15 protein-coding genes, 1 tRNA gene and 1 pseudogene are annotated in these 14485 nt (G+C 65.6%); 12 read left to right on the top strand and 5 right to left on the bottom strand.

Features of this window, described 5'->3' with window-relative positions; translation table 11 throughout:
- Positions 1–124 precede the first annotated feature (124 nt).
- The 3 genes from leuD to leuC are packed head-to-tail and all read right to left on the bottom strand — an operon-like array spanning position 125 to position 2737.
- The gene (leuD, locus tag C4S70_RS10675) at positions 125–730 is read right to left on the bottom strand and encodes a 3-isopropylmalate dehydratase small subunit (protein ID WP_104008102.1); all 606 of its coding nucleotides are present in this window, start codon (positions 728–730) and stop codon (positions 125–127) included.
- Between the two features lie 41 nt (positions 731–771).
- Complete coding sequence (locus C4S70_RS10670; protein ID WP_104008101.1) at positions 772–1293, bottom strand: HdeD family acid-resistance protein; 522 nt, start codon at positions 1291–1293, stop codon at positions 772–774.
- Positions 1294–1330: 37 nt separating this feature from the next.
- Positions 1331–2737, bottom strand: a complete 1407-nt coding sequence (gene leuC, locus C4S70_RS10665) for a 3-isopropylmalate dehydratase large subunit (RefSeq protein ID WP_104008100.1) — start codon at positions 2735–2737, stop codon at positions 1331–1333.
- A 119-nt stretch (positions 2738–2856) separates the two neighbouring features.
- On the opposite strand from leuC, the gene C4S70_RS18830 reads away from it, so the two are divergent.
- The 9 genes from C4S70_RS18830 to leuB all read left to right on the top strand — a co-directional run bounded on the left by C4S70_RS18830 (position 2857) and on the right by leuB (position 11390).
- Entirely contained in the window at positions 2857–3084 is a 228-nt protein-coding gene (locus C4S70_RS18830; RefSeq protein ID WP_200822753.1) for a hypothetical protein, read from the top strand.
- A gap of 315 nt (positions 3085–3399) precedes the next feature.
- Positions 3400–3762 (top strand): ribosome silencing factor, encoded by a 363-nt coding sequence (gene rsfS / locus C4S70_RS10660; RefSeq protein WP_104008243.1) that lies wholly within the window; start codon positions 3400–3402, stop codon positions 3760–3762.
- Between the two features lie 47 nt (positions 3763–3809).
- Positions 3810–4280, top strand: a complete 471-nt coding sequence (gene rlmH, locus C4S70_RS10655) for a 23S rRNA (pseudouridine(1915)-N(3))-methyltransferase RlmH (RefSeq protein ID WP_104008099.1) — start codon at positions 3810–3812, stop codon at positions 4278–4280.
- A 272-nt stretch (positions 4281–4552) separates the two neighbouring features.
- Positions 4553–6001 carry an FAD-linked oxidase C-terminal domain-containing protein gene (locus tag C4S70_RS10650; RefSeq protein ID WP_104008098.1) on the top strand — a complete coding sequence of 483 codons (1449 nt, stop codon included), beginning with the start codon at positions 4553–4555 and terminating at the stop codon, positions 5999–6001.
- Between the two features lie 82 nt (positions 6002–6083).
- Positions 6084–7217 carry an FAD-binding protein gene (locus tag C4S70_RS10645; protein WP_104008242.1) on the top strand — a complete coding sequence of 378 codons (1134 nt, stop codon included), beginning with the start codon at positions 6084–6086 and terminating at the stop codon, positions 7215–7217.
- A 5-nt stretch (positions 7218–7222) separates the two neighbouring features.
- On the top strand, positions 7223–8533 hold the full coding sequence (glcF, locus tag C4S70_RS10640) for a glycolate oxidase subunit GlcF (RefSeq protein WP_104008097.1): 1311 nt from the start codon (positions 7223–7225) through the stop codon (positions 8531–8533).
- Between the two features lie 72 nt (positions 8534–8605).
- Entirely contained in the window at positions 8606–9439 is an 834-nt protein-coding gene (locus C4S70_RS10635) for a trypsin-like serine peptidase (RefSeq protein WP_104008096.1), read from the top strand.
- 121 nt (positions 9440–9560) lie between these two features.
- On the top strand, positions 9561–10034 hold the full coding sequence (locus C4S70_RS10630) for an Hsp20 family protein (protein ID WP_104008241.1): 474 nt from the start codon (positions 9561–9563) through the stop codon (positions 10032–10034).
- Positions 10035–10283: 249 nt separating this feature from the next.
- A complete protein-coding gene (leuB, locus tag C4S70_RS10625) occupies positions 10284–11390 on the top strand; it encodes a 3-isopropylmalate dehydrogenase (protein ID WP_104008095.1) in 1107 nt (368 codons plus the stop codon).
- Between the two features lie 37 nt (positions 11391–11427).
- Here the strand turns inward: leuB and C4S70_RS10620 are convergent, their stop codons facing one another.
- A complete protein-coding gene (locus C4S70_RS10620) occupies positions 11428–13038 on the bottom strand; it encodes a Na/Pi cotransporter family protein (RefSeq protein WP_104008094.1) in 1611 nt (536 codons plus the stop codon).
- Positions 13039–13168: 130 nt separating this feature from the next.
- On the opposite strand from C4S70_RS10620, the gene C4S70_RS10615 reads away from it, so the two are divergent.
- Positions 13169–13245 (top strand) — tRNA-Pro (locus tag C4S70_RS10615).
- Positions 13246–13562: 317 nt separating this feature from the next.
- Here the strand turns inward: C4S70_RS10615 and C4S70_RS19530 are convergent.
- Positions 13563–13718, bottom strand: a pseudogene (locus C4S70_RS19530) (IS256 family transposase); the annotation flags it as partial.
- 208 nt (positions 13719–13926) lie between these two features.
- Here C4S70_RS19530 and C4S70_RS19115 point away from each other — a divergent pair.
- Together C4S70_RS19115 and C4S70_RS10605 are read left to right on the top strand one after the other, a co-directional pair.
- The gene (locus C4S70_RS19115) at positions 13927–14220 is read left to right on the top strand and encodes a transposase (protein ID WP_160114870.1); all 294 of its coding nucleotides are present in this window, start codon (positions 13927–13929) and stop codon (positions 14218–14220) included.
- 8 nt (positions 14221–14228) lie between these two features.
- A partial coding sequence (locus tag C4S70_RS10605) for an IS3 family transposase (RefSeq protein ID WP_160114869.1) occupies positions 14229–14485 on the top strand: 257 nt, incomplete at its 3' end.

The following is a 14485-nucleotide window of genomic DNA, read 5'->3' as shown; positions in this document are numbered from 1 at the left end:
GGCGCGGGCGCTGGCCTTTGGAGCCGCAAGCCGCCTGCTGGCCGGCGCCGAGGCATGAAAACGGCGCCGGTCCGCAGGAACCGGCGCCCGAATGATCGTAGATTGCCGAATCGTTTCGCCCGGTTCAGACCCAGGGACGCTCGACCGCGGCGCGGGCTTCATAGGCGGCGATCGCGTCGGCCTTTTCCAGCGTCAGCCCGATATCGTCGAGCCCGTTCAGCAGGCAGTGCTTCTTGAACGGGTCGATGTCGAAATGGATCGTCCCGCCATCCGGGCCAGTGATGGTCTGCTCTTCCAGGTCCACGGTCAGAACGGCATTCGCGCCGCGGCTGGCGTCGTCCATGAGCTTTTCCAGTTCTTCCGGCTTGACCACGATCGGCAGAATGCCGTTCTTGAAGCAGTTGTTGTAGAAGATGTCGGCGAAGCTGGTGGAGATCACGCAGCGGATGCCGAAGTCCAGCAGCGCCCAAGGCGCGTGTTCGCGCGACGAACCACAGCCGAAATTGTCGCCCGCGACCAGAATCTGCGCGTTGCGATAGGCCGGCTGATTCAGCACGAAATCGGGGATTTCGTTGCCGTCGGCATCGTAGCGCATCTCGTCGAACAGGTTCTTTCCCAGTCCCGACCGCTTGATGGTCTTGAGGAACTGCTTGGGGATGATCATGTCGGTATCGACGTTGATCAGGGGAAGCGGCGCGGCGACCCCGGTGAGTTTGGTGAACTTTTCCATGTCTTTCTCCGGCGAGGCGGGCGGACGCCCTGCCCCGCATGTCAGGCTTTGGTTTCGACGTCCTTGAGGAAGAACGCCAGGAAGATCAGGCCGAACCCGTTGACCAGCATTTCCACGCCCAGCAGCACGCCCAGAAGCGCAAGCGTCGCGCCCGGGCTGCCCCAGACGAAGATCGCCAGGCCCAGCGACACGACGCCGGAAAACAGCGTCGGCCAGAAGAACTGGGTGCCGCGCATCTGTAGCGCCAGGATGATGCGGACGATGCCGCTGGCGGCCAGCAGGATCAGCACCACGGTCGACAGGGCCAGCAGGCCCGCGAGGGGGTTTTTCAGGAACGACCAGCCGAGAAGGATCATCAGCAGACCCATGAGCCACGCCAGCAGCCGGTTGCCGGCGCCGGTGGTGGTGAAACCGCCGATCACCTGCAACACGCCGCTTGCCAGCAGCAGGACGCCGGTCAGCAGGGTAACCGACACCGACGCCACGACCGGAGCGCCAAGGACGATCACGCCGAACACCACCGACAAAAGGCCCAGAAGGAACCACTTCAGCCATTCGCTCATTTGAAAAACTCCCTGACGAACATTCAATGAGCGGAGCCTACATCAACTCCCTCACATCCGTCAGCTTTCCCGTCACCGCCGCCGCCGCGGCCATCGCCGGGCTGACCAAGTGGGTGCGCCCGCCCCGGCCCTGACGGCCTTCGAAGTTGCGGTTGCTGGTCGAGGCGCAGCGTTCGCCCGGCGCCAGCTGGTCGGGGTTCATCGCCAGGCACATGGAACAGCCCGCCAGCCGCCATTCGGCGCCCGCCTCGCGGAAGATGTCGGCAAGCCCCTCTTCCTCGGCCTGTTCGCGCACGAGCCCCGATCCGGGCACGACCAGCGCGCGCACGCCTTCGGCGATCTTGCGGCCCTTGAGGATCGCGGCCGCGGCGCGCAGGTCCTCGATCCGGCCGTTGGTGCAGGAGCCGATGAATACCGTGTCGATCCTGATCTCGGTCAGCGGCGTGCCGGGCTCCAGCCCCATGTATTCCAGCGACCGGCGCGCGGCCTCGACCTTGCCGCCCTCGAAATCCTCGGGGTTGGGCACGGTCGCGGTGATCGGCAGCACGTCCTCGGGGCTGGTGCCCCAGGTCACCACCGGTTCGATGTCTTCGCCGCGGATGGTGACGACCTTGTCGAAATGGGCGCCTTCGTCGGTATAGAGCGTCTTCCAGTATTCGACCGCCTGTTCCCACAGCGCGCCCTTGGGGGCGTGCGGACGGCCCTTGAGGTATTCAAAGGTCGTCTCGTCCGGGGCGATCAGCCCGGCGCGTGCGCCGCCTTCGATCGCCATGTTGCAGACGGTCATGCGGCCTTCCATCGACATGTTCTCGATCACTTCGCCGCAATATTCGATCACATGGCCTGTGCCGCCGGCGGTTCCGGTCGCGCCGATCACGGCCAGCGTCACGTCTTTGGGCGTCACGCCGGGGCGCAGCTTGCCGGTGATCTCGACCTTCATGTTCTTGGACTTCTTCTGGATCAGCGTCTGGGTGGCGAGCACATGCTCCACCTCTGACGTGCCGATGCCATGGGCCAGCGCACCGAACGCGCCGTGGGTCGCGGTGTGGCTGTCGCCGCAGACCACGGTCATGCCCGGCAGGGTCCAGCCCTGTTCGGGGCCGACGATATGCACGATGCCCTGGCGGATGTCGGTCACCGGGTAGTAGTGGATGCCGAAGTCGCGCGCGTTGCGGTCCAGTGCCTCGACCTGGATGCGGCTGTCCTCGGTCATCTGGGCGGGATCCTCGCGCCCCTCGGTGGTGGGCACGTTGTGGTCCGGCACGGCAATGGTCTTGTCCGGCGCATGCACCTTGCGGCCGGCCATGCGCAGCCCCTCAAAGGCCTGCGGGCTGGTCACCTCGTGCACCAGATGGCGGTCGATATACAGAAGGCAGGTGCCGTCCTCGGCCTCGTGGGCGACATGGGCATCCCAGATCTTGTCGTAGAGCGTCTTGGGGGACATGGGTGGTCCTCTCCCGTTTGCAGGTGAAAATTGGCAGGGCGTCAGAGGGGCGCGGCCTATGGCCGGGCCAGAACCGTGCGGGCCGCGCCAAAGAACCGCTCGCGCAGGCGGGCGCGGTCTTGCAGATCCAGACGCAGGGGCGGAACCGGTTTCATGGATGTTCAGATACAGCCGAGACCCGTTGCATTCAAGCCGCGAAGCATTCCTTGATTGCCCTGACACGCCGCCGCCCCCGCCTGCTGCGCAAATCCGAGGGCGGAACCGGCATGGCGCAGCAAGGCAAGGTCGGAAAGGCAGCGGCCGATCAGGCCGTACAGGAAGCGAAAAAAGGGGACGGCGATCATTGAAACGACACGGCCCCCTCCCCACAGAGGACCGCATGTTCCCGCAAGACTGGCCGGCCCGGTTCGGGCCGCCGCCACAGCAATCCGATGCCATCAGGATCCCGGGCACTTGATGCCGGTTCTCGCGGTCGAGGTGCGGCAAGAGGGTCACTGACGCAATCGTGTGATCTTGACGCGGCGGCGGATTCGTTGAAATGGAGCCGCCTCGTTGTTACCTTTGAAATATCCCGGCGCCGGGGATTGGCGGCGTGCAGAATGGAGGACCTGGTCCTGTCACCCCAACCAGAAGCGGCAAGGGCCGCTGATGAAACGGCCGGCATGATACCCGGCCTGCCACACCCCGCCAGCGAAGACGTGCTGGCGCGTGTTCTTTCCTCGCTCGAAGACGACAAGGCCGAAGACGTCGTGCAGATCGACCTGCGCGGCAAGACGGCGATCGGCGACTACATGGTGATCGCCTCGGGCCGGTCGACCCGGCAGGTGTCGTCGATGGCGGACAAGCTGATCGACCGGCTCAAGCAGGCGTTCGGCTTTTCCAGTCGCGTCGAGGGCAAGGAGGCGGGCGACTGGGTGTTGATCGACACCGGCGATGTGATCGTTCACATTTTCCGCCCCGAGGTGCGCGAATTCTACCAGCTGGAAAAGATGTGGATGCCGGCCGGCGCCACCCCGACGGCGTGAGCAGCGCCCGGCGCCGCCTGACGGCGGGAACACCCGGCTGAGCGGACATGCGCGTGACGATCTGTGCGGTCGGGCGGTTGCGCTCGGGCCCGGAAAAGACCCTGATCGACGACTATCTGACCCGGTTTGACCGGACCGGTCGGGCCTTGGGCCTTGGTCCGGCTTCGGTGGTCGAGGTCGAGGACCGCAGAGGGGGCGGCATGGCCGCCGAGGCGGCGCTGTTGCGCAAGGCCCTGCCCCGCGGCGCCTTGATGTGCGCCCTGGATGAGCGGGGAAAGGTTCTGAGTTCGCCCGAATTTGCGGGCAAGCTGGAGCGCTGGCGGGATGCGGGGCGGTCGGATCTGGCATTGGTGATCGGCGGCGCCGACGGCATCGACCCCGCCCTGCGCGCCGAGGCGGATTTCAGCGTGTCGCTGGGGCGGATGGTCTGGCCGCACATGCTGGTGCGGGTGATGCTGGCCGAACAGCTGTATCGTGCGGCGACGATCCTGACGGGCGCGCCCTATCATCGGGCCTGATCGGAACCTGGAGGCGGGTTTTTTAAATGCGGCGGGCTGCTCCCGCCAAGGCTATTCTCTCCGGTTTTCCGGGGCCGGAAAACCGGAGCTTGTGAGTATTTGCGGCAAGATGAAGATGATTTGAGGATGTGCGCCGGATGGCCTGCGCCTGACCCTTTGTCGGCGTTGCAGCGGGGCTCGTCGGTGATTTGAAAGGGGCGGCCTTTACCAGAGTGTTCGCCATTGCCAATCCGGCGAATTGGTAATATCAATTTACCAAAGGAGTTCTGCCAATGGAAATGCCCCGTCCCGATCCCGCGATCCTTGCCAGAAAGGCGCGTGTGGCGCAACGCTTGCGGGAGGTCTTGCCGCCGGATGCCGTGATCGATGACGACAGCGAAACGCGCGTTTATGAATGCGACGCGCTGACCGCCTACAAGTGTCCGCCGATGCTGGCGGTTCTGCCCGGCTCGACGCAGGAGGTTTCAGATGTTTTGCGGATCTGCCACGAGGAGGGCGTCCCGGTGGTGCCGCGCGGGTCGGGCACGTCGCTGGCCGGCGGGGCGCTGCCCACCGCCGACAGCGTGATCCTGGGTGTGGCGCGGATGAACGACGTGCTGGAGGTCGATTACGAGAACCGGTTCATCCGCGTGCAGAGCGGGCGCACCAATCTGTCGGTCACCGGCGCGGTGGAGGAAGAGGGGTTTTTTTATGCCCCCGATCCGTCGAGCCAGCTGGCCTGTGCGATCGCGGGCAACATCGCGATGAATTCAGGCGGGGCGCATTGCCTGAAATACGGGGTCACCACGAACAATCTGCTGGGCGTGACGATGGTGTTGATGGATGGCACCGTGGTCGAGATCGGCGGGGCGCATCTGGATGCCGGCGGGCTGGATCTGCTGGGAGTGATCTGCGGCTCGGAGGGGCAGCTGGGCGTGGTGACCGAGGCCACGCTGCGGATCCTGCACAAGCCCGAGGGCGCGCGGCCGGTGCTGATGGGGTTCGACAGCAACGAGGTGGCCGGCGCCTGCGTGAGCGACATCATCAAGGCCGGCGTCCTGCCGGTGGCGATCGAGTTCATGGACCGCCCCTGCATCGAGGCGACCGAGGCCTTTGCCCATGCCGGCTATCCGATGTGCGAGGCGCTGCTGATCGTCGAGGTCGAGGGCAGCGAGGCGGAGATCGACTTTCAGTTGGCGAAGATCAAGGAGATTGCCCGCAGGCATGACCCGGTCGAGCTGCGCGAGGCTGCCGACGAGGACGAGGCGGCGCGGATCTGGCTGGGGCGCAAGTCGGCCTTTGGCGCGATGGGGCAGATCAACGACTACATGTGCCTTGACGGGACGATTCCGGTGACCGCCCTGCCCCAAGTGCTGAGGCGCATCGGCGAAATGAGCAAGAAATTCGGACTGGAGGTGGCCAACGTGTTCCACGCCGGCGATGGCAACATGCATCCGCTGATCCTGTTCGACGCCAACAAGCCCGGCGATCTGGAAACCTGCGAGGCGTTCGGGGCGGAAATTCTGAAGCTCTGCGTCGAGGTTGGCGGATGCCTGACCGGGGAGCATGGCGTGGGCGTGGAGAAGCGTGAATTGATGCTGCACCAGTATTCGCGCGAGGATCTCGAGGCGCAGATGGCGGTCAAGGACGTGTTCGATCCGGCATGGTTGCTGAACCCGGCCAAGGTATTTCCCCTCTCGTTGACCGAAGAGCGGCGCGCAATGGCGGTGGCCGCGGAATAGTGGTCGTGTGGATGAGGGGGCCAGCCCCCTCTTGGCCTGACGGCCAATTCACCCCCGGAGTATTTGAGGCAAGATGAAGATCATGACACCTGCGACGGAAGCCGAACTGGCCGAACTGGTGGCCGGGGCATATGGCCCGCTCGCGCCGCGGGGCGGGAACACGCGTGGCGTGCCGGTCGTGGGCGACATACTGAGCGTGGCCGGATTGCGCGGCGTGGAACTGTATGAGCCGGGGGCGTTGACCCTGGTGGTGAAGGCGGGAACGCCGCTGGCGGAGGTGGAACAATTGCTGGCCGGGGAAAACCAGCGGCTGGCTTTCGAGCCGATGGATCTTCGTGGCTTGCTGGGCACGAAAGGAGAACCGACCATCGGGGGCGTGTTCGCGGCCAATGTCAGCGGGCCGCGCCGGGTGCAGGCGGGGGCTGCGCGGGATTTCCTGCTGGGTGTGCGATATGTGGACGGGGGGGGCAGGGTAATCCGCAATGGCGGACGCGTGATGAAAAACGTCACCGGCTATGACCTGGTCAAGCTGATGGCGGGCAGCTGGGGCACGCTGGGGGTGCTGAGCGAAGTGTCGCTGAAGGTTCTGCCGCGAGCCGAGACCCAGGCGACGGTGCGGCTGCATGGGGTCGATGTGAAAGTGGCCGTGAAGGCGATGGCGGCGGCGCTGGGGTCGCCCTTCGAGGTGACCGGGGCGGCCCATGATCCGGCTGCGGCCGAAGGGCCGGTCGTGATGGTGCGAATCGAGGGGTTCGAGGCCTCGGTCGCCTATCGCTGCGCGCGACTGACGGAGGTTTTGAGGATTTTTGGCGACGTGTCGGTTCTGGACGATCCCGATGCGTCGGCCGTGATCTGGCGGGACATCCGGGATGTGGCCGCGTTCCACGGCAAGCCTGGCGATGTCTGGCGGCTGTCCGTGAAGCCGTCGGAGGCGCCGGAGATCGCCGAGCGGCTGCAGGCGGATGCACTGCTGTTCGACTGGGGCGGCGGGCTGATCTGGGCGCGTGTGCCCGAGGGCACCAACCTGCGGGCGCGGGCGGGGGCGTTCGATGGCCATGCCACGATCATCCGCGCCAGCGTGGACACGTGTTCGCGTCTGGGCATGTTTCAGCCCGAACCGGCAACGGTCGCGGCGCTCTCCCGCGGGCTGCGGGCGAAATTCGACCCGCGCGGCATTTTCAACCCCGGGCTCATGGACGCCCCCGTGGAGGCCTGAGCGCCATGCAGACCAATTTCACCGAGGAACAACTGGAGGATCCAGGGATCGCGCGGGCCAACGAGATCCTGCGCGCCTGCGTGCATTGCGGATTTTGCACCGCGACCTGCCCCACCTATCAGGTGCTGGGGGATGAACTGGATTCCCCGCGCGGGCGGATCTACCTCATCAAGGACATGCTGGAAAACGAACGCGTCCCGGACGAAAAGACCGTTCGCCACATCGACCGCTGCCTGAGCTGTCTTGCCTGCATGACCACCTGTCCGTCGGGTGTGCATTACATGCACCTGATCGATTACGCGCGGGATTATGTCGAACGGCACCATCGTCGGCCGTTCATGGACCGCGCCCTGCGCTGGGTTCTGGCGCAGATCCTGCCATATCCGGGGCGGTTCCGGCTGGCCCTGCTGGGCGCGAAGATCGGCCGCCCGTTCCGGAGGCTGATGCCCGACGCCCGGCTGCGGGCGATGCTGGAGATGGCGCCGAAGCGGATCCCGCCGGTTTCCCGCAACGACGACCCGCAGAGCTTTGCGCCGCAAGACGCGCGCCGGATGCGCGTGGCGCTGATGACCGGCTGCGCCCAGAAGGCATTGAACACCGACATCAACGACGCCACGATTCGGCTGCTGACCCGGCTGGGCTGCGAGGTCGTGGTGGCCGAGGGTGCCGGCTGCTGCGGGGCGTTGACCCATCACATGGGAAAGACCGCGGAAAGTCACGCAACGGCGGCGCGGAACATCCGCGCCTGGACGCGCGAGATGGACGGCGCGGGGCTGGATGCGATCGTCATCAACACCTCCGGCTGCGGCACCACGGTCAAGGATTACGGCCACATGTTCCAAAACGACCCGCTGGCCGACGACGCCGCGCGAGTTGCCGCCATCGCGATGGACGTGAGCGAAGTCCTGATGAAGCTCGATCTGCCGCAAGGCGACGACAAGGGACTGAAGGTGGCCTATCACGCGGCATGCTCGTTGCAGCACGGGCAGAAGATCAAGACCCACCCCAAGACGTTGCTGAAACGCGCGGGCTTCGAGGTGGTGGAACCCGCCGACAGCCACCTGTGCTGTGGCAGCGCGGGCACCTACAACCTGATGCAACCCGAGATCTCGGCCCGGCTGAAGGAGCGCAAGGTGCGCACGCTCGAGGCGAAGCGCCCGGACGTCATTGCCGCGGGCAATATCGGCTGCATGGTGCAGATCGGGTCGGGCACCGCTGTGCCGGTGGTGCATACCGTCGAGTTGCTGGACTGGGCCACGGGGGGACCGAAGCCCCCTGCCCTGTTCAACATGGATGCGCCGCCGGCGCTGCGCTGATGCCACCGGGGCGCCCCAGTTTCGCCCCAACCGGCTGTTAGGCCGGGACGAAAGGGCAACAGGGGCCGATCCATGAGGGCATTTCTGGCAGGACTGGCGATTGCGCTGCTCCCGGTTCTCGGGGCGGCGGAAAACTCGCGTCTGCAAAGCCTCGACACCACCGATACCGGCCGCGCGTGGGAGGCGGTCGGGCGGCTCGACATCAACGGCGCGGGGTTCTGCACCGGCACGCTGATCGCGCCCGACCTGGTGCTGACCGCCGCGCATTGTCTTTACGACAAGAGAACGGGCCGCAGGATCGACCCGGCGGCGATGGAGTTCCGCGCCGGCTGGCGCAACGGGCGCGCCTCGGCCTATCGCCGGGTGCGGCAGGCGGTGGCGCATCCCGGTTACGTCTATGACGGGGCGGTCTCGGCCGACCGGGTGCGGCACGACGTGGCGCTTCTGGAACTGGATCGCCCGGTGCGCAACACGACCGTCCTGCCCTTTACCATCGCCGGCCAGCCGCGCCGGGGTGCGCGGGTGGGCGTCGTCTCCTACGCCAAGGGCCGAGCCGAGGCCCCGTCGCTGCAGCGCGTCTGCGACGTGATGGCCCGACAGCAGGGCGTGGTCGTGATGTCCTGCGACGTGGATTTCGGATCGTCCGGCGCGCCGGTCTTTTCCTTCGACGGCGGCGTGCCGCGGATCGTGTCGGTGGTCTCGGCCAAGGCCGAGATGCGCGGCGCCCGGGTCGCGCTGGGGTCCGAGATCGAGGGGCAGATCGCGCTTCTGCAGGCGCAACTGAGCTCGGGCCGCAGCCACGCCGTCATTGCCGCGCCCGGCGCAAACCGCGTCAGGGTGAACGGCGCGCGCAACCGCACCGGAGCCCGCTTCATCCGCGTCAAACCCGCCGGTTCGGGGGGTTGAAACCCGAAAATCCCTAACCCATCTGAATCGGTGCCGGGTTGCCTGTTTTGGAACCCGTAACACTCGCCCGTCCGCATGGAGGGCACCAAATCGTGAATCGCTCAAGATGAGGATGACGAAAATGCGTACCAGCTTTGACTTTACCCCGCTTCACCGGGCAGCGATCGGCTTTGACCAGTTCGCGGACCTTCTGGATCGGGTTCTCAGTTCCGATGTCGAACAGCCCACCTACCCGCCCTACAACATCGAAAAGGTCGGGCAGGACGCGTATCGCATCTCCTTCGCGGTCGCCGGCTTCTCCGAAAGCGACCTGACCGTCGAAGTGAAAGAGAACAACCTGATCGTCTCGGGCCGAAAGGCCGAGGAGGAGGACAAGGAACGCACCTATCTCTATCGCGGGATCGCGACCCGTGCGTTCGAACGCCGCTTCACGCTGGCCGACCACATCGTGGTGACGGGGGCGACCTATGAAAACGGCATGCTCCATATCGACCTCAAGCGCGAGATCCCCGAGGCGCTGAAACCGCGCCGGATCGAGATCAAGGCGCTGTCGAAGGATCAGCCCGAGCTTGTCGAGGCCAAGCCGGTCAACTGATCGGCCAAGCCGTCAATTCCGCCTGGCCCGCGACATCCCGTCGCGGGCTTTTTGATGCCCGGCTGCATCCCTCGCAGGGCCGGACCGCAGGCCCGATGCCGCCGCATCCCCCCGCAGCCCCGCGCGGCTCCTCCGCGATGTTCGGCGCCATTCCTGCTTCTTTCTGGTCAAAAAATACCCATGAGCCGACGTTGACGCTGCAGCCCCCGCGCGCTACCCCGCGCCTGAGCTGTCAGCAAGGAGACGTCCATGTCCAACCCATCGCTTCTCATCCTGCCCGGTGACGGGATCGGCCCCGAAGTCATGGCCGAGGTGCGCAAGATCATCGACTGGTTCGGCGCCAAACGCGGCCTGGCCTTCGACGTGGAGGAAGACCTTGTCGGCGGCGCGGCCTATGACAGGCACGGCACGCCGCTGGCCGACGAAACCATGGCGCGCGCGCAAGAGGTGGACGCGGTGCTGCTGGGCGCGGTGGGCGGACCGAAATACGACGATCTGGATTTCAGCGTCAAACCCGAACGCGGCCTGCTGCGCCTGCGCAAGGAAATGGACCTCTTTGCCAACCTGCGCCCGGCGGTCTGCTTCGACGCGCTGGCCGATTTCTCCTCGCTGAAGCGCGAGGTGGTCGCCGGACTCGACATCATCATCGTGCGCGAACTGACCAGCGGCATCTATTTCGGTGAACCGCGCGGCATCTTCGAGGAAGGCAACGAACGGGTCGGCATCAACACCCAGCGTTACACCGAATCCGAAATCGACCGCGTGGCGCGGGCGGCTTTCGAGCTTGCGCGCAAGCGTGGGAACAAGGTCTGCTCGATGGAAAAGGCGAATGTCATGGAATCGGGCATCCTGTGGCGCGAAGTCGTCCAGAAGGTGCATGACGAAGATTACCCGGATGTCGAGCTCAGCCACATGTATGCCGACAACGGCGCGATGCAGCTGGTGCGCAATCCCAAACAGTTCGACGTGATCGTGACCGACAACCTCTTTGGCGACATCCTGTCGGACGCCGCGGCGATGCTGACCGGCTCGCTGGGCATGCTGCCGTCCGCCAGCCTCGGCGCGCCGATGGAGAACGGCCGGCCCAAGGCGCTCTATGAACCCGTGCATGGCTCGGCTCCCGATATCGCCGGCCAGGGCAAGGCCAACCCGATCGCCTGCATCCTGAGCTTTGCCATGGCGCTGCGCTATTCCTTCGACCAGGGGGGCGAGGCCGACCGGCTGGAGGCGGCCGTGAACAAGGTGCTGGCCGATGGCGTGCGCACCGCCGACCTGCTGGCCCAGGAAGGGGTGGAGCCCGTCTCGACCGCGCAGATGGGCGATGCCATCTTGGCGGCGCTGGACGCCGGCCTGTAAGCCCCTCGCAAACCGACTCTGCCGAACCCCGGCGCGCTCAGGCCGCGTCGGGGTTTTCCTTTGCCACCTTGCGGCCCTGCCGCAGCACCTGCCGGGCCAGCGCGTCGTAATGGGCGATGCGCTCGGCGTGATGCAGAACCCGCGTCAGCCAGCGCATCGCGTCGGTGTGCGCGAACACCTCCTGCACGGAATAGAGCCCCGCGTGCTCGCCCAGCAGCAGCGCCCTTCGGTGCCGCCCGACCCGATGGGCGACGATCTCTTGCAGCCTTTCCAGCCTCTCCGGGTCGAAACCCGGCGCCCCCTTCTGCGCCGATCGCGCGAAGATTGCGCCCATCACCAGCGCCGGCCGCCGCAGCGCCCAATCCTCCATCAGCGTCCCCATGCGCGCCTTCTGCCGCGTCCGCCACAGCAGACGCCGCGCATGATCCGCCATGTGCAGAAGCGCGCTGTAGAGCTGGTTGTCCCCCTTTCGATCGGCGGGAAGCCGGATCGCGGCGAGGAAATCGCTCAGATCATCCAGCGCGGCGCTGGTCGCCGGCTCCAGCGCGGCGATCGCGCGCAAATCCTGCGGCTCGCGCAGCGCCCGCGCCAGCGCGCCCTCGACCCGCTGCACGATAGCCACCGCCGCCGCATGTGCCGCCATCAGAGCCGCGTCGGGGTTGGACAGAAGCCCGCGATCAAGGCAGATCAGGCGGTCCGCCTCGCGTTCGGGCACGAGCCGGGCCACCAGCTGCGCGAACCGTTCGGCAAAGGGCAGAAACACCGCCGTGCCCACCACGTTGAAACCCGTGTGAAAAAGCAGCAGCGCCGTGAGGTCGCCAGAGGCCGCGCGAATCGCCTCGAGCGTGCCCCCGCCATACAGAAGAAAGGGAAAGGCGATTGCGGCCGTGCCGAGGTTGAACAGCAGATTCGCAACCGCGGCCTGCCGCATCGGCCGCGACCCCCCGACCGAAGCCAGAAGCGCGGTAAAGGTGGTGCCGATATTCATCCCCACCACCATCGCCGCCCCCTGCGGCACCGAGATCGCCCCGCCCTGCAGCATCACCAGCGCCAGCGCCACAGCCGCGCTGGAGGACTGGATCGCCACGGTCAGGACCAGCCCGCTGGCCGCCAGCAAAAGGATCCCCAACGCGCCGGTATCGGGCAATCTGTCGGGTGTCAGCCATTCGGTAGCGTTTCCGGTGGCCGACTGCATGAGGTCCAGCCCGATCAGTATCACGCACAGTCCCGCCACCACCCGCCCCGCACGCGCCGCCGCGCCGGACAGAAGCAGGATGCTCAGGCTCGCCGGCAGCAGCACCAGCATCGCCACCTCTTCCAGATGCATCTTGAAGCCCAGAATCGCCACCAGCCAGCCGGTGACGGTGGTGCCGATATTGGCGCCGAACATCACGCCCAGCGCCTGCATCAGGCTCATCAGCCCGGCGCCGACGAACCCGACCGTCATCACCGTTGTCGCGCTGGAGGACTGGATCACCGCCGTCGCCGCCGCCCCGGTCAGCACCCCCTGCAGCGGCGTCGCGGTGAATCGCGCCAGGATGCGGCGCAGGTTGCCGCCGGCGGCTTCCTTGAGGGCGCGCGTCATCACGTCCATGCCCAGAAGGAACATGCCGACGCCACCGATGAGAATGAAGGCTTGCTGGGTCATTCCGAGGTCTTGTCCGGACCCCAGATTGGCCGCTCCAGAGCCCCGGGGCAAGCCCTTAAAGAAATCCGCCACCCCTCTTTCGAACCCCCTTGCAAATCCCGGAGCCTGCGTATAATCCACGCCGCACGGTCGGAGTGTAGCTCAGCCTGGTAGAGCACTGTCTTCGGGAGGCAGGGGCCGGAGGTTCGAATCCTCTCACTCCGACCAATGAAAAAGGGTTCTCGGGCCCTTTTGGCGTATCGAGTCGGTCGGTATTTTCGGGGCCCATCCCAGAAATACCCCGTGAAAGCATGACGTCCCGACTGCACAAGCTGTGTTCCGGCTGATTCTCCCCCCGCAAAAAGGCAACTCCTCCGCCCTTGCGAGGCGACGGGAAGAAAATCGTGACCCCCGTATACCATCAGGCAGAGATTCGCCCGCCGCGGTTCACTGCTTCTGACCTGCCACTGAAGTTTCATCCAGCCGGAACTTGAGTCCTCTGGTTTGATACGCCGATTGGCGCAGGTTGAGCAACCGGTAGCTGCGGTCCTCTCATCGGCACGGGCGGCAAGCAGAGCGGCCAGTTCCGCTTCCTCGGCCTGCTCGATCAGCCGACGCGCGCTGGAGCGCAGGATCTCCGTCAACGGATCGGGCGAAAATCCCGATGGATCGGGCATCGACGTGATGGCAGGCTTCCTCATGTGGCATATCCCTTTATCTCCAAAGAATTGACGGCGCGTGAAAACCGCCATGATATGCCGCCCCTCACGGGCCATCACCAGCTTTCGGCTATTTCTCGGCGGAGGCCGGCGGTGGCCAGTGCTTGTTCTGAGCTACTCCCCGAAAATCGGACGCTGACGTAGGCTACAAATTGCTGTCTGCTGATCTTCGACGAAGATGAGATCAGAGATGTCGAAACGGAAGCAGCATTCGCCGGAGTTCAAGGCGAAGGTAGCGCTTGAGGCGCTGAAGGGTGAGCAGACGGTCGCTGAGCTGGCGAGCCGGTTCGGGGTTCACCCGACGATGATCCACAGCTGGAAGCGGGCGCTGCTGGAAGGGGCGTCCGGTGTGTTCGAGCGCGGTGGCGCGAAGAAGCCCGAGGTTGACGAGGAACACGTGAAGGAACTGCATGCCAAGATCGGGGAGCTGGCTGTGGCCAATGATTTTTTGTCCAGAAAGCTCAAGCCATGGACCGGCAAGTGAGACGGAAGATGGTTGAGCCCGCCAACCCCGAGCTGTCGATTGGCAAACAGTGCAAGCTGCTGTCGATCTCGCGGTCGTCGTTTTACTACCAGCCCAAGGGCGAGACGGCGCTGAACCTGACGCTGATGCGCCAGATCGACGAACAGTTCCTGGAAACGCCGTTCTTCGGAGTGCGGCAGATGACCTGGCATTTGCGCAACGAGGGCCATCTGGTCAACGAGAAGCGCATCCGCCGGCTTATGCGGCTGATGGGCCTGATGCCGAT

This window comes from Jhaorihella thermophila (assembly GCF_900108275.1).
Taxonomy (GTDB): domain Bacteria; phylum Pseudomonadota; class Alphaproteobacteria; order Rhodobacterales; family Rhodobacteraceae; genus Jhaorihella; species Jhaorihella thermophila.
This window is presented reverse-complemented; position numbering and strand designations above follow the sequence as displayed.

Bases quoted from the DNA above. Each gene is read 5' to 3' on its own strand.
- C4S70_RS10645 (WP_104008242.1), top strand. From the start codon at position 6,084: ATGACACCTGCGACGGAAGCCGAACTGGCCGAACTGGTGGCCGGGGCA.
- rlmH (WP_104008099.1), top strand. From the start codon at position 3,810: ATGCGCGTGACGATCTGTGCGGTCGGGCGGTTGCGCTCGGGCCCGGAA.
- C4S70_RS10650 (WP_104008098.1), top strand. From the start codon at position 4,553: ATGGAAATGCCCCGTCCCGATCCCGCGATCCTTGCCAGAAAGGCGCGT.
- C4S70_RS19115 (WP_160114870.1), top strand. From the start codon at position 13,927: ATGTCGAAACGGAAGCAGCATTCGCCGGAGTTCAAGGCGAAGGTAGCG.
- leuB (WP_104008095.1), top strand. From the start codon at position 10,284: ATGTCCAACCCATCGCTTCTCATCCTGCCCGGTGACGGGATCGGCCCC.
- C4S70_RS10620 (WP_104008094.1), bottom strand. From the start codon at position 13,038: ATGACCCAGCAAGCCTTCATTCTCATCGGTGGCGTCGGCATGTTCCTT.
- C4S70_RS10670 (WP_104008101.1), bottom strand. From the start codon at position 1,293: ATGAGCGAATGGCTGAAGTGGTTCCTTCTGGGCCTTTTGTCGGTGGTG.
- leuC (WP_104008100.1), bottom strand. From the start codon at position 2,737: ATGTCCCCCAAGACGCTCTACGACAAGATCTGGGATGCCCATGTCGCC.
- C4S70_RS10635 (WP_104008096.1), top strand. From the start codon at position 8,606: ATGAGGGCATTTCTGGCAGGACTGGCGATTGCGCTGCTCCCGGTTCTC.
- C4S70_RS10630 (WP_104008241.1), top strand. From the start codon at position 9,561: ATGCGTACCAGCTTTGACTTTACCCCGCTTCACCGGGCAGCGATCGGC.
- glcF (WP_104008097.1), top strand. From the start codon at position 7,223: ATGCAGACCAATTTCACCGAGGAACAACTGGAGGATCCAGGGATCGCG.
- rsfS (WP_104008243.1), top strand. From the start codon at position 3,400: ATGATACCCGGCCTGCCACACCCCGCCAGCGAAGACGTGCTGGCGCGT.
- leuD (WP_104008102.1), bottom strand. From the start codon at position 730: ATGGAAAAGTTCACCAAACTCACCGGGGTCGCCGCGCCGCTTCCCCTG.